Here is a 13392-nt window from a genome sequence, read left to right as displayed (position 1 = left end):
CGTTACCCTATATCCTTCCAGTCCGCTATCGGCAGGTTTTGCCGACTGTTCGCCATATACTCCCGCATCATCTGCCCCAGTGCCAAGTGCCGGGCCTGGTTACGATGCAAACGCTGGAACTGACGCAGCTGCCAGCTCGCGCCGCTCACACCGGCGTCCAGACGTCTGGCGATCAAGCCAAGATAGTGTTTGCGCTCTTTCGGCTCGATACCGATAGCGGCCAACCCCTCTTCCGCCAGCGGCAACATCCGCCTGACCAGCTCCACCGGCGTCAGCTCCTCAAAACCGCCGCCGCGCTCAGCTGGCCACAACAGCTTAGCTCCCATCCCCTGCTGCGCCGCACGATAAAAGTTATACACCAGCGTTTGATAGGGCATGGCGGGAATCAAACGCTCCATCTGGGGCGCGAGCCCCTCAGTCAGCCCGATCAGCAGCGCGGCATTGGCCATCATGTCACACGCTGTTGGACCTGCCGGCAGGGCTCTGAGCTCGATTCGCAGATGCCCTTTTCCACTGGAATCGTAGATAGCGCGATTCCACGGCCAGACCGTGCCCTGATGCAGTTGCAGCTCAAACAGTTCCGGTACGTCTCCGGCCTCGACTAACTTGTCGGGCTGCTCATCGCTGCAGATCGGTAACAAGGGAGGATGCAGGTAAACATTTTCAGCAAAGAGTTCGTATACCCCTTCTCTGACCCATCCGTTACCGAAATCGACACGGGATGGAAGGTGCGCATCGCGCAGATCGCGGGTGTAACCATCGATGGCATGCTTGAACAGGGGAATACGCGTCTCATGCCATAACCGGCGACCAATCATGAACGGCGAGTTGCAGGCGACGCCTAACACCAGAGGCGTCGCCATCTGCACGGCATTGAATGTGCGCGCATAGGCGCTGGGCGATACGCGATAATGAAGCTGCAACGAGGTATTGGCGCCCTCCAGCGTCAGATCGCGTGAGCGCAACTCCACCGGCTCTTCGCCGTTAATCTTGATGGAAAAAAGCTTCCCTCTGAGATTGGCCAAACGCTGCGTCAGGCAGTGATAGCGCTTGAGATCGGTCATGTTGCGGGGACCGAAATCGCGCCGCTTGAGTGTCGGCAGAATACCGATCGGCACCACTTGTGCGCCAAACTCGTCAGCGGCCAGACTCAAACGCTCAATCGCCTCACTGATCTGCAGCTCGGTCGCCGAAAACGGGCAACCCTTGATTGGCACGGGCTTGAGGTTGTATTCGAGGTTATAGCGGTTGAGCTCAAGAGTGACCTGTGGGTCGCCCGCCCTCTCCTGAATCTCAAAATTGCGCCCAACCGGACGGCCTTGGGGGTTGACGATATAGAGCTCAAGCTCAGCACCAAAGCTACCCGCCCCCCGGCCAAACCCCGGGCGCTTCAATACAGCGGCGAGTGCATCCAGATCGTCATTGAGTCGCTGTTGGAATTGACGGATGGATCTGGCCGAGTAATCGGCATCGTCGATAGCTCTTCCCATGGAACCACCTGAAAAAACCTTTGCATTCAGGATGGCACATCATTGCCAGTTCTCAACTGATCCAGCGCGGGAAGCGCTATCAAGATACACCCTCGGTTCAGATCTCCTTGAGCTCCAGAAAAGGCACCAGAACCCGGTACAGAGACTCGGCGTCCTGACTACCGGCCAGCTCCCGAATCGAATGCATTGCAAACTGCGGCACACCGATATCCAAGGTTTTGACACCAAGCTCGGCGGCCGTTATCGGACCGATTGTGCTACCGCACGCCATATCGGAGCGCACGACGAAACTTTGAACAGCGACCCCCTGCTCCTCCGCCAAATGCCGGAAAAGCGCGCTGGTCTCGCTATTACTGGCATAGCGCTGGTTCGCGTTGATCTTGATCACAGGGCCTGCATTGAGCAAAGGACCGTGATTATCGTCATGCTTTTCGGAGAAGTTCGGGTGTACACCGTGCGCATTGTCAGCCGAGATCAACATCGAGTTTGCCAACGCTCGGTTGCGGGCATGAACATCGGGCATGATGCGCTCAAGCCACTGTTTCAGCATCGGTCCCTGAGCGCCGGAGGCACTCATGCTGCCGACCTCTTCGTGGTCGTTGCACACCAGTACCTGCCCCGGTCCTGCATCGGCGTCCATTAGTGACTTCAAGCCGATAAAACAGCTCAGCAGGTTATCCAGCCTGGCAGATGCAATAAACTCGCGATTAAGACCAATCTCCGCAGCCCCCTGGGTGTCATAGAAGCAGAGTTCGTAATCGAGCACTCTGGCGACACCTTCAGTACCTGTGTTGAGCATATGCTCGCGCAGCAGCTCGCGAAAATCTGGCTTCTGCTTGCCCTGGCCGATCAGCGCCGGCAGATAGGTCTGGGCATTGATGTTGCGGCTTGAGTTGGCTTCGCGATCAAGGTGAATCGCAAGACTGGGGATGATGGCGACGGGGCGTTCAAAATCGATCAGCGAGTTGTGCAGCTGTCCCGCCTCATCGCGCCAGCTGACACGCCCTGCCAGTGACAAATCCCGATCAAACCAAGGGTTCAGCAACGCACCACCATAGACCTCGATCCCCAACTGGAAGTAGCCCTTTCGGTGCAGCTCCGGCTGAGGCTTTACCCTCAGACAGGGGGAGTCCGTGTGAGCGCCGATCAAACGCCAGCCGTTGGCCGCAAGATCGGCCGCCATGGGCTGCCGCCAGGCGATAATCGACGACCCGTTGCGACATATGAAGTAGCCGCGCCCGGGCTCCAGCGTCCATTCACCGCTCTCTTTTAACTCGGAGAAACCCGCACTGGACAAACGTTCAGCCAATGACACAACGGCATGCCAGGGAGTCGGAGATGCATCGAGAAACTCGATAAGCTGACGGTTGAATTCACTCTGCGCCATCGCGTTACTCCCCTGAAGCAGGCCGCTGCTCGGAACTGCCCTCCTGCTCTACATCGAGCAGTTCCACTTTGAATATCAGTGCCGAGTTGGCCGGAATCAGATGTGAGGGGCTGCGAGCGCCATAGGCCAGATCGGCTGGCAGATAGAGCATACGCTCACCGCCGGCCCGCATGTCCATAAGACCCTCGCTCCAACCGCGAATCACCTGGTTCAACGGGAAGCGCGCGGGCTTTCCTCGCTCGTAAGAGCTATCAAACACTTCACCGTCGATGCGGGTCCCCTCGTAATGAACAACCACAACATCCTTCGGTCCCGGCTTCGCCCCGCTTCCCTCACGCATCACCTTGTACTGCAAGCCTGAGGGTTTGACGACGACGCCCGGCTGCTTGGCATTTTCGGCAAGAAAAGCATCACCGGCACGGCGGGTTTCATCGTTCAGCGCCTTGTCGACCAGCTCCTGTCGAAAACGCGCTTCCTCCGGATCTTCACCACACCCAACAAGCAACACCAGCGGACCAAATGCCAGCGCGATACCAAGCAGACTCCTGCGACTAAGCAGTTTCATCCCAACCCCTTGAAACGACCAAAGAGTGATGATTTTACATTAGTTCCCGGGCTGACTACACTCGGAAGCCTGCCCCTCGCCATTTATGCGGCCGTTGGGCGGAACTCGACCCACGCCATGCGTGTCTGAGTTATCACATTGAACGATCTGGAGCCTCTCCTCGCGATGACACATCGTTTTAAGCTCTTCACCCTCTTCCCGGCGTTGCTCTTCGCGCTCGTCATCTCTCTACCCGCACAAGCACGACTGGACCCGGAACCTGTTTACAAGCAGACACTGCTTGAGGTTGTCGATACGTTGCAAAGAGGGCACTACAACAGAATCAGCATAAATGATGACCTCTCCAGCGCCTTGCTGGATCGTTATCTGGCCGCGCTCGACCCTAGCCGCAGCTATTTTTTCGCATCGGATATTGCCGAATTCGAAGCCTGGCGCACTACGCTTGACGATCAGATTAAAAACGGTGATCTCAGTGCGGCCTACGCTATTTTCAACCGTTTCGAACAGCGTAATCTGGAGCGGCTGAACTACATCATCGGCCGTCTGGAAGATGATAGCGTCACATACGATTTCACACTGGATGAGTCCATTGATCTGGATCGAAAAGAGGCACCGTGGATCGACTCGCCATCCGCCATGAACGACCTCTGGCGTCGCCGGATCAAGAACGCGCTGTTGAGCCTCAAATTGGCCGATAAAACCGTCGACGAGGCCCGCGAAATTCTGCTCAAGCGCTATCGCTCCCAAAAGCAGCGCGCCGAACAGGCCAAGAGCGAGGATGTATTCCAGACCTACGTCAACTCACTGACGGCCGAGTTTGACCCTCACACCCAGTACTTCTCGCCAGTGAGCGCCGAAAGCTTCCGCATCAACATGAGCCTCTCGCTGGAGGGCATCGGGGCCGTGCTGCAAAGCCAGGATGAGATGACCAAGATTGTCAGCCTTGTGCCGGCAGGTCCTGCAGAGAAGAGCGGCCAGCTCAAGCCTGCCGATCTGATTGTCGGCGTTGCCCAAGGCGACGATGGCGAATTCGAAGATGTGGTGGGCTGGCGACTGGATGATGTGGTTCAGCTAATCCGCGGCCCCAAGGATACGGTCGTGCGCCTGCAGATTATCCCCTCGGATGCGGCCGACCAGACCATGCGCAAGACCGTGCGCCTGGTACGCTCAAAGGTCAAGCTTGAGGAGCAGTCTGCAAAAAGCCGTGTCATCGACGTCCAGCAGGATGGCAAATCACACAAGATAGGCGTGATCAGCATCCCCGCGTTCTATATCGACTTCCAGGCCCTGCAAAGCGGTGACCCCAACTATAAAAGCACCACTCGCGACGTTCGCGCCCTTATCGATGAACTGAAGCGTCAGCAGGTCGAGGGCCTGATCATCGACCTGCGCGACAATGGCGGCGGCTCTCTACGTGAAGCCAACGAGTTGGTCGGCCTGTTTATCAGCCGTGGCCCGACCGTGCAGATCCGCGACCCGGACGGCCGCATCGATATCCTCGGCGACTTCAACCCGGAGGTAGCCTGGAACGGACCGATGACCGTTATCGTCAACCGCCTCAGTGCCTCGGCATCGGAGATTTTTGCTGGCGCAATACAGGATTACCAGCGTGGTCTGGTTGTGGGCAGCCGCACCTTTGGCAAGGGTACCGTACAGGTTGTGCAGGAGATCGACCACGGGCAGATCAAGATGACCCACTCCAAGTTCTACCGCATCTCAGGTGAGAGCACTCAGCATAAAGGGGTCAACCCGGATATCCAGTTCCCGACCCTGTATGACGAAAAAGAGATCGGCGAAAGTTCTCTGGATTCAGCCCTGCCCTGGGACAAAGTGCGTCCGGTGCGGTACGGCCGCTTCCCGTCGCTGAACGAGTTGCTGCCGACGCTGAATCAACTGCATCACCAGCGCACAGACAGCGACCCGGATTTCCTGTTCATGAACGAGCAGATTGAACACCTGAAGGAAAAAAGAAGCAGCCGCGTTTCTCTGAACGAGAACACACTGAAAGAAGAACGGGAAAAAGCCGAAGACTGGCTGCTGAACAGCGAAAATCGACGCCGTGAGGCTAAGGGGATGAGTACCGTGGACTCACTTACCGAACTCGAAGACTCATTGCCCAAAGATGATCAGGGTCGCCCTATCAATCCAGAAGCGGAAGCACTGCTTAACGAGAGCGCCCATATCATGCTCGACATGATCGCGCTCGAGAAGCCTCAAGCCACGGCCCAGAGCCGACTGGAACGTTGACAGACCCTGTATGAAGCGCCAAAAGCCGTTACTGATTGCACTCGTCGTTATGCCCATTGTACTGATTGTACTGGGCACAGGCGGCTATTTCGGCTGGCAGGCGCTTCAGGCCCAGCACGATGAAAACCGCGATGTCCTGCAAAAATTCGGCTTTGAGATTATGCCGACCAACCCCTATACGGAATCGGTCGGTGTGTTGGGCCAGAAGCAACTGCCCGCCACCTTCTCGGAGGAGAATCTGACCCCCGTCGAAAAGGTGATTCACGGTCTGATCAAGGACAAAGAAAGACTCCTGCAGGAAAACGCCGACCTTCAGCAGCAGGTGGACCAACTCCAGCAGCAGGTCGACAGTCTGGAACACTACAAAGAGGTAAATGAGCAGTTTGCGCCAGAAACCCTCGAGCAGGAGCTTGCACGCACCCGTCGGGAGATCGAGTCAGGTTTGCGAGAATTGCCTGAGGCCCAGCGTTTTACCGATTTTTGGATCAAGATGATGTCAGACGCGGCATTGCGTGAATACCACCGGTTTATCGAAGCGCACCGTATGCTGATCGACCAGAACACCCGCAAACAGCTGGTCGAGCATGACCTTCTCAACTACGCGTTCTGCATCGGCAACGCTGTCGAAATCGCCGCTAACTCGGCTGACGAGGTACGCAGCATCGCGCGTTGGCTGGAGAAGCCTGAAAGCACACGCCTTTCGGCAGCACTGCGTGAAGACCTCAACAAAGTGCTCCCGCCCTGCCAGTCTCCTCTTCGGGAAAAGCTCAACGCCACCCTTACAGCCCAGGATGGATGATTTTTCATCCATGTTTGCTGTCAATCCAGTCGCTACATCTGTATAATTTCGCCACTTTATCACTTGCATACTCCCTACGTCAGCGCGGTGGTATGGCGGGTGTTATCGATAACCGACCCTGTATAGCTGACGATACAGGCTGGATAGCTGCCAAGCCCTTATTCGGCTGAAGCGGCACAAAGCATAGGACATTTTCATGAGCGAAAGCTTTGCTGAACTGTTTGAAGAATCCCTCCAAAACGTAGCGATGACTCCGGGCACCCTGGTTATGGGTGAAGTTGTCGATATCGACAGCGACTGGGTTACCGTGAACGCTGGCCTCAAGTCTGAAGCCGTTATCCCCCGTTCACAGTTCGTCAACGATGCCAACGAACTCGAAATCGCTATCGGCGATACCGTCAAGGTAGCGCTGGAAGCAGTCGAAGATGGCTTCGGTGAAACCCGCCTGTCCCGTGAGAAAGCCAAGCGTGCTGAAGCATGGGAGATTCTGCAGACTAAGTTTGAAGCTGAAGAGACTGTCAAGGGTTTCATCTCTGGCAAGGTCAAAGGCGGCTTCACTGTCAGCATCAACAACATCCAGGGCTTCCTGCCGGGCTCTCTGGTTGACGTTCGTCCGATTCGCGACGTTGATCACCTGGAAGGCAAAGAGCTGGAGTTCAAGCTGATCAAGCTGGATCCCAAGCGCAACAACATCGTTGTTTCCCGCCGCGCCGTGCTGCAGGAAGCTAACAGCGCTCAGCGTGATGAACTGCTCGCTACCCTGGAAGAGGGTCAGGTTGCCAAGGGTTACGTCAAGAACCTCACCAACTACGGTGCGTTCATTGACCTGGGCGGCGTAGACGGCCTGCTGCACATCACCGACATGGCGTGGAAGCGTATCTCTCACCCGAGCGAAATGCTGACTCCGGGCGACGAGATCACCGTCAAAATCATCAAGTTCGACAAAGACAGCGGCCGCATCTCTCTGGGTCTGAAGCAGCTGTCTTCCGATCCGTGGGATGACATCAAGGCTCGCTACCCGGCTGGTGCCAAGGTTGCTGCACGCGTTACCAACCTGACTGACTACGGCTGCTTCGCTTCTATCGAAGATGGCGTTGAAGGTCTGGTTCACGTATCCGAAATGTCCTGGACCAACAAAAACATCCACCCGTCCAAGATCGTTCAGATCGGCGACGAGGTAGAAGTGATGATCCTGGACGTCGACGAAGAGCGTCGCCGCATCTCTCTGGGTATCAAGCAGTGCACTCAGAACCCGTGGGTTGGCTTCTCCGAGCAGTACGCTGCCGGCGACCGTGTCAGCGGCACCATCAAGACCATCACCGACTTCGGTATCTTCGTTGGTCTGGATAACGACCTCGACGGTCTGGTTCACATGTCCGACATCTCTTGGGACACCGACGGCGAAGCCGCTCTGCGTCAGTTCAAGAAAGGTGACGAAGTTGAAGCGGTTATCCTGTCTATCGACGCAGAGAAAGAGCGCATCTCTCTGGGCGTCAAGCAGCTGGCAAGCGATCCGTTCAGCGAGTACCTGGCAACCAACCAGAAAGGCACTATCGTAACCGCTCCGGTCAAGAGCGTTGATGCCAAAGCGGCTATCATCGATCTGGGCGAAGGTATCGAAGGTATCCTGAAGGTATCCGAGATCTCTTCTGAGCGCGTTGAAGATGCAAGCACCGTTCTGTCTGTAGGCGAAATGGTTGAAGCCAAGATCACCGGTGTTGACCGTCGCAACCGCGCGATCAACCTGTCAATCAAAGCTAAAGACCAGGCTGAAGAGAAAGAAGCTCTGAACGCTGTTCGCAACCAGGAAGTTGAAGTGGCCGGTCCGACCACTATCGGTGACCTGATCAAGCAGCAGATGGCTAGCCAGAAAGACTAAGTCTTTCATCAGGCAATAAAAAAGAGCGCTTAGGCGCTCTTTTTTTATGTACTGAACAAAACGCTATACCACGAAGAACATGGATGCTGGAGAACCTCACACACCCGGGAGTCAATCGATCACGAAGTTGATCAGCTCCTCTTCATGAATCTCGTTATCCAATACCTCATAGTAACTTAGCACCGAGGCACCGGCCTTAATCACACTCTTGGCATCCCCTGTCAGCAACGGGTGCCACTCTGGCAACTCTTTACCTTCATGTACCAGCCGGTAGGCGCAGGTTGGCGGTAACCAGTGGAAGGCCTCCACATCCTCGGGCTTTAGTTTCACACAGTCCGGCACGAGCTGACAGCGCCGCTCATACTCAGTACAGCTGCAGTTATCCCGATCCAGCAGATGACACAACACAGTGGTGTAAAACACCTCCTGGGTATCTTCATCCTCTACCTTGTGAAGACAGCAGAGCGCGCAGCCATCACACAGAGACTCCCACTCCTGGGATGTCATCTCCTGCAGCGTCTTACGGCGCCAGAACACCTCCTGCGCCACGCTCAGCGCACCCCTGTCTCGGGACGGTCGCGACGCAGATCCAGCATATAGTCCTCTTTCGGAGGCGGCATCTGCAGGTAATATCCCTTCTCGTCGATCCCTTCCAGCACCTTGGCCGTGTCGACTCGCGCCAGCTTGCGATCGCTCTTCATCGGCATGTCCATGACATGCACCGGCGCACCAAACATCTCCAGCAGCAACTCGGGCACGCGCTTGAGCGCATCGCGCTTGTCGACATAGAGGTACATCTCGTCCTTACGCGGACTCTTATAAATACTGCAGATTTTCATATCAGTTCTCTTGTTCAAACTGGGTCAGCTTCAGCAAAAGCCGATCACCGACCAACGCCCGCCGCCAACCACTGAGCGACGGAGGTAATTGATACTCTCCCTGTTCATTACGACTCTGAATCAACGCATCGATATCACGCTTGCGCAACAACACCTCAACCGCGATATTCTGATCGGCCGCGACCTCCCGGCCGATCGACTTCAGCGCTTTAATACGCTTGTTCCACGCATAATGCAGTGGCCGCTGAATCGGCTCCGGCGGATTTTCCGCAGCCGACCGCTCGGCATTGGCTAAACAGGCGAGAATTGCATCCCCATCCTCCCGCACTACCTTACGCCGCATTTCGGGGATTCGGGCAAGCCCCTGCTCAGTCGTCGGCCAACGCTCGATAATGGCGAGCAGGTGCTGATTACGCAACAACCGGTTGCGCGGCACATCACGTGAGCGCGCCGCCCGTTCTCGCCAGGCGGTCAAATCACGCAGTGCCGCCCGCTTGACGTCGGAAATATTCCACACCTGACTGAAGCGCTGATAGTAGGTCCAACCATCCGGATCCGTATCGATCACCGCGCGGCGCTGCTCGGCACACTCCTCGATCACCCAATCCAAACGTTGCATCTGCTTGAGCTGGGCCTGTAATTCCAGCGCTATTGCCGGCAGATAAGCCACATCCAACGCCGCATAATGCTCCTGCTCGGGCGTAAGCGGGCGACGTAGCCAGTCGGACGTGGTCTCGGCCTTTCCGATCTGCACACCCAGCGCATGATCAACCAGGCGCTGAAGCCCCATACTGAATCCCCAGCCGGCAAACGCCGCCGCTATCTGAGTATCAAACAACGGCTCCGGAAGAACACCATAGCTGTTGAGAAAAAGTTCGAGATCCTCACTGCCTGCATGCACCACTTTCAGCACACGGTCGTCAGCCATCAGCTCAACAAACGCACTGAAATCTTCAATCGACAGCGGATCAATCAGGTAGCAGTCATACTCATCCGCCAACTGAATGAGTCCCGGACGCGGGTAAAAGGTGTCCACCCGCATAAACTCGGTATCCAGCACCACCATCGGCAGCGTGCGCCAGCGTTTACAACACTCAGCAAGCTGCTGAGCGTCACGAATCCATGTCGGCTGTGCCGCTCGAACTTCCAGCTTTCGCCAATCCCAGGCTCCGGACTCTTGAGTCATCTCAATTCCCTAACGCAGTGAACGACGACCGGCCAGTGCATGCGCCAGTGTGCCCCCGTCAACAAATTCCAGCTCCCCCCCCACCGGCACTCCGTGCGCGATACGGGTTATCTTGACCGGATGATCTCTCAACTGCTCGACGATATAGTGCGAGGTTGCCTCACCCTCTACCGTCGGGTTGGTAGCCAGAATCAGCTCTTCGATCTCACCCTGATCGATACGATCAAGCAATCGGTCTATACCCAACGCATCAGGCCCAATACCGTCAATCGGAGACAGGTGCCCCTTGAGTACGAAGTAGACGCCGTTAAACCCGCCCGTCTGCTCAATGGCCATCATGTCGACCGGCGACTCAAGTACGCAGAGCAACGTACGATCCCGAGACTGACTCGAGCAGATATCACACACATCGTCTTCCGACAGGGTACGGCACTGGCTGCACTCACCGATGTTTTCAACTGCATCCACCAAGGCGCTAGCCAAAGCCAAGGCACCGGGACGGTCACGCTCAAGCAGATGCAGCGCCATCCGCTGCGCCGACTTCGGTCCGACGCCTGGCAGACAGCGCAGCGTATTGACGAGATTCTGTAGCAGAGGACTGAACGCCATGATCAGAACGGCATCTTGAAGCCCGGCGGCATACCCATGCCGGAGGTAACCTTGGACATCTGCTCCTGGGTATTCTGCTCAATCTTGCGAACTGCATCATTTACAGCCGCAGCGATCAGATCTTCCAGAATCTCTTTTTCCTCTTCGAGCAGGCTGTCATCAATCGCAACCTTCTTGACGTCATGGCGACCGTTCATCACCACACTGACCAGGCCAGCACCGGACTCACCGGTTACCTCGGCGTTAGCGATGCGTTCCTGCGCCTTCTGCATCTCTTCTTGCATCTTCTGGGCCTGCTTCATCAGGTTGCCCATGCCACCTTTCATCATTTTCTCTACCTCGTTAATCAAGAGGGGTCTAAGGGTGTGACAGATTCTTCTTCGATATGTGCCCCGAACTGCTCGATAATCTGCTGCACCAGCGGATCATGCTTGAGCGCGTTCACAGCCTCAGCCTTGCGCTCCTGCCGTCGACGGACAGAGTACTGAGCGGGCGTTTCACGGGTTTGGGCCGCTTCTCGATATTCGACATCCACTGCCTTGCCCAGACGGTTTCTCAGCGCCTCGGCGATACGGTTGCGCTGCGTTTCATTGAGCAACGCATCCTGCTCTGGACTGTAATGAAAACAGAAGCCTGAAGCACTGACCATCTCCAACGACATTGCGCGGGCAAGACTGTCCGTCATACCGGTCAGGCCCAAATCAGAGACCAGGGCCACCCAGTGCACCGGCGCCAGCTGAGAGAGATCGTCCGGCAAGGGCTCATAGGTTTCCCCATAAGGCACCTTCCCACCCGAACCACTTGCAACCACGGGCTTAACCGGCTCGATCACAGCAGACTCAACGACTTCCGGCGACGGAGGTGCTACAACAGGGGCGACCACCGCCTCTTGCGGTGCCTCTGCAGGTTCAGGCTTTTTTACCGGAAGAGTCTCCTCGACGGGAGCTGCATCATATTCATCCCAGGGTGGCGGCTCATCCATAACAGGCGGCTCATCCATCATCGGGACAGAGCGCTCCTGACGAGGTGCCCTATCGACCACCTGCGCTGATGCCGACACCGGTGGCTCTGGAGAGGACTCTGCGGAAGCAGCGGCAGGCGCAGACATCGGTACTGACGGGACAACCGGGCGAGAAGGCTCGACAGCGACGGGGGCAGAATTCGCTGGCGACGTGAGTACTGGAGCAGGCGAAGGCACTGGTGCTGGGTCTACCGCCACGGGCGAAGGCTCTTCAGGCTGCGCACTACCACCTGCAGGGGCAGGTACACTGGACACCGCGGCCCCTGCCGGCCTGAAAGCGAGCATGCGCAGAAGAATCATCTCAAGACCTTCACGGGCATGAGGTACGTATGGCAGATCCTTACGCCCCATCACGGCTATCTGGTAGTACAACTGCACATCTTCGGCGCGCATTTTTGAAGCCAGCTCACGCACCTGCTCGAGATCCCCAAGACTGTTATCGACAGCCTGAGGGACGGCCTGCGCCAGCGCCACACGGTGCAGTAAACTGATTAACTCGCCTAGCACACTGCTGTAATCCGGAGAAAATCCGGCAAGCTCAGCACTGGCAGCCAGCACCTGAGCACCATCATGAGCCGCAATCGCATCCAGAATCTGATAGACCAGACGCTGGTCGATGGTTCCCAGCATGGCCCTGACATCATTTTCGGTAACTTGTCCGGCACCAAACGCTATCGCCTGATCGGTCAGACTCAAGGCATCGCGCATGGAGCCATCAGCGGAGCGGGCCAGAAGCCATAGAGCGGGCTCCTCGAAGCTGATCTCCTCCTCTTCCAGCACATGCTTCAGATGGCTGACGATACGCTCAGGTACAAGGTTTTTGAGGTTGAACTGCAGACAGCGCGACAGGATCGTCACTGGCAGTTTCTGAGGATCAGTGGTCGCCAACAAAAATTTCACATGGGGAGGCGGCTCTTCGAGCGTCTTGAGCAACGCATTGAAAGAGTGACTCGAGAGCATGTGTACCTCGTCAATGAGATACACCTTGAAGCGCCCATGGGTTGGCGCGTATTGAACGTTCTCGAGCAACTCCCGCGTATCTTCCACCTTGGTGCGGGATGCCGCATCGACCTCGATCAGATCGACAAAGCGCCCTTCCGCTATCTCCCGGCATGCGGTGCACTGACCGCAAGGCTCGGAGGATACCCCCTGCTCGCAGTTCAATGATTTGGCGAACAAACGAGCGATCGATGTTTTGCCGACCCCTCGCGTCCCTGTGAACAGATAGGCGTGGTGCAGGCGGTCGTCATCGAGCGCGTTCACTAACGCCTTGAGGACATGCTCCTGCCCCACCATCTCCTGAAAACGGCGAGGCCGCCATTTCCGTGCCAGAACCTGATAGCTCATTATGCCTCGTGCTGCTTGCGTCT

Annotated in this window: 12 protein-coding genes; 3 read left to right on the top strand and 9 right to left on the bottom strand. The window is 56.6% G+C overall.

Annotated features, from left to right (window positions below; genetic code table 11):
* Positions 1-2: 2 nt before the first annotated feature.
* The 3 genes from ADIMK_RS09045 to ADIMK_RS09035 all read right to left on the bottom strand — a co-directional run bounded on the left by ADIMK_RS09045 (position 3) and on the right by ADIMK_RS09035 (position 3442).
* A complete protein-coding gene (locus ADIMK_RS09045; RefSeq protein ID WP_036186540.1) occupies positions 3-1490 on the bottom strand; it encodes a glutamate-cysteine ligase family protein in 1488 nt (495 codons plus the stop codon).
* A gap of 97 nt (positions 1491-1587) precedes the next feature.
* Positions 1588-2877 (bottom strand): M18 family aminopeptidase, encoded by a 1290-nt coding sequence (locus tag ADIMK_RS09040; protein WP_036186537.1) that lies wholly within the window; start codon positions 2875-2877, stop codon positions 1588-1590.
* Positions 2878-2881: 4 nt separating this feature from the next.
* Entirely contained in the window at positions 2882-3442 is a 561-nt protein-coding gene (locus ADIMK_RS09035; protein WP_051692766.1) for an FKBP-type peptidyl-prolyl cis-trans isomerase, read from the bottom strand.
* 165 nt (positions 3443-3607) lie between these two features.
* Between ADIMK_RS09035 and ADIMK_RS09030 the strand changes: the two genes are divergently transcribed.
* The 3 genes from ADIMK_RS09030 (at position 3608) to rpsA (ending at position 8367) form a co-directional block, all read left to right on the top strand.
* Positions 3608-5689 (top strand): carboxy terminal-processing peptidase, encoded by a 2082-nt coding sequence (locus ADIMK_RS09030; RefSeq protein WP_051692765.1) that lies wholly within the window; start codon positions 3608-3610, stop codon positions 5687-5689.
* Positions 5690-5699: 10 nt separating this feature from the next.
* Positions 5700-6488, top strand: coding sequence for a hypothetical protein (locus ADIMK_RS09025; protein ID WP_036186534.1), 789 nt, complete (start codon positions 5700-5702; stop codon positions 6486-6488).
* A gap of 196 nt (positions 6489-6684) precedes the next feature.
* Positions 6685-8367, top strand: coding sequence for a 30S ribosomal protein S1 (rpsA, locus tag ADIMK_RS09020; protein WP_036186531.1), 1683 nt, complete (start codon positions 6685-6687; stop codon positions 8365-8367).
* Between the two features lie 111 nt (positions 8368-8478).
* Here the strand turns inward: rpsA and ADIMK_RS09015 are convergent, their stop codons facing one another.
* Genes ADIMK_RS09015 through dnaX form a run of 6 tightly spaced genes read right to left on the bottom strand, consistent with a single transcriptional unit; the run spans position 8479 to position 13369 of the window.
* Positions 8479-8916 (bottom strand): YcgN family cysteine cluster protein, encoded by a 438-nt coding sequence (locus ADIMK_RS09015; protein ID WP_036186527.1) that lies wholly within the window; start codon positions 8914-8916, stop codon positions 8479-8481.
* A gap of 2 nt (positions 8917-8918) precedes the next feature.
* Complete coding sequence (locus tag ADIMK_RS09010) at positions 8919-9206, bottom strand: YcgL domain-containing protein (RefSeq protein ID WP_036186524.1); 288 nt, start codon at positions 9204-9206, stop codon at positions 8919-8921.
* A gap of 1 nt (position 9207) precedes the next feature.
* Positions 9208-10392: a ribonuclease D gene (gene rnd / locus ADIMK_RS09005; RefSeq protein ID WP_051692763.1), complete on the bottom strand. Its 1185-nt coding sequence runs from the start codon at positions 10390-10392 to the stop codon at positions 9208-9210.
* Between the two features lie 9 nt (positions 10393-10401).
* Positions 10402-11001, bottom strand: coding sequence for a recombination mediator RecR (gene recR / locus ADIMK_RS09000; protein ID WP_036186521.1), 600 nt, complete (start codon positions 10999-11001; stop codon positions 10402-10404).
* A gap of 2 nt (positions 11002-11003) precedes the next feature.
* Positions 11004-11330: a YbaB/EbfC family nucleoid-associated protein gene (locus ADIMK_RS08995; protein ID WP_036186518.1), complete on the bottom strand. Its 327-nt coding sequence runs from the start codon at positions 11328-11330 to the stop codon at positions 11004-11006.
* Between the two features lie 17 nt (positions 11331-11347).
* On the bottom strand, positions 11348-13369 hold the full coding sequence (gene dnaX, locus ADIMK_RS08990; RefSeq protein ID WP_036186515.1) for a DNA polymerase III subunit gamma/tau: 2022 nt from the start codon (positions 13367-13369) through the stop codon (positions 11348-11350).
* Positions 13370-13392: the final 23 nt, after the last annotated feature.

The organism is Marinobacterium lacunae (assembly GCF_000705555.1).
Classification (GTDB): Bacteria; Pseudomonadota; Gammaproteobacteria; order Pseudomonadales; family Balneatricaceae; genus Marinobacterium_D; species Marinobacterium_D lacunae.
This window is presented reverse-complemented; position numbering and strand designations above follow the sequence as displayed.

Coding starts and splice junctions, on each gene's coding strand:
- rpsA (WP_036186531.1), top strand. CDS start 6,685: ATGAGCGAAAGCTTTGCTGAACTGTTTGAAGAATCCCTCCAAAACGTA.
- dnaX (WP_036186515.1), bottom strand. CDS start 13,369: ATGAGCTATCAGGTTCTGGCACGGAAATGGCGGCCTCGCCGTTTTCAG.
- ADIMK_RS09040 (WP_036186537.1), bottom strand. CDS start 2,877: ATGGCGCAGAGTGAATTCAACCGTCAGCTTATCGAGTTTCTCGATGCA.
- recR (WP_036186521.1), bottom strand. CDS start 11,001: ATGGCGTTCAGTCCTCTGCTACAGAATCTCGTCAATACGCTGCGCTGT.
- ADIMK_RS09035 (WP_051692766.1), bottom strand. CDS start 3,442: ATGAAACTGCTTAGTCGCAGGAGTCTGCTTGGTATCGCGCTGGCATTT.
- ADIMK_RS09045 (WP_036186540.1), bottom strand. CDS start 1,490: ATGGGAAGAGCTATCGACGATGCCGATTACTCGGCCAGATCCATCCGT.
- rnd (WP_051692763.1), bottom strand. CDS start 10,392: ATGACTCAAGAGTCCGGAGCCTGGGATTGGCGAAAGCTGGAAGTTCGA.
- ADIMK_RS09030 (WP_051692765.1), top strand. CDS start 3,608: ATGACACATCGTTTTAAGCTCTTCACCCTCTTCCCGGCGTTGCTCTTC.
- ADIMK_RS09025 (WP_036186534.1), top strand. CDS start 5,700: ATGAAGCGCCAAAAGCCGTTACTGATTGCACTCGTCGTTATGCCCATT.
- ADIMK_RS08995 (WP_036186518.1), bottom strand. CDS start 11,330: ATGATGAAAGGTGGCATGGGCAACCTGATGAAGCAGGCCCAGAAGATG.
- ADIMK_RS09010 (WP_036186524.1), bottom strand. CDS start 9,206: ATGAAAATCTGCAGTATTTATAAGAGTCCGCGTAAGGACGAGATGTAC.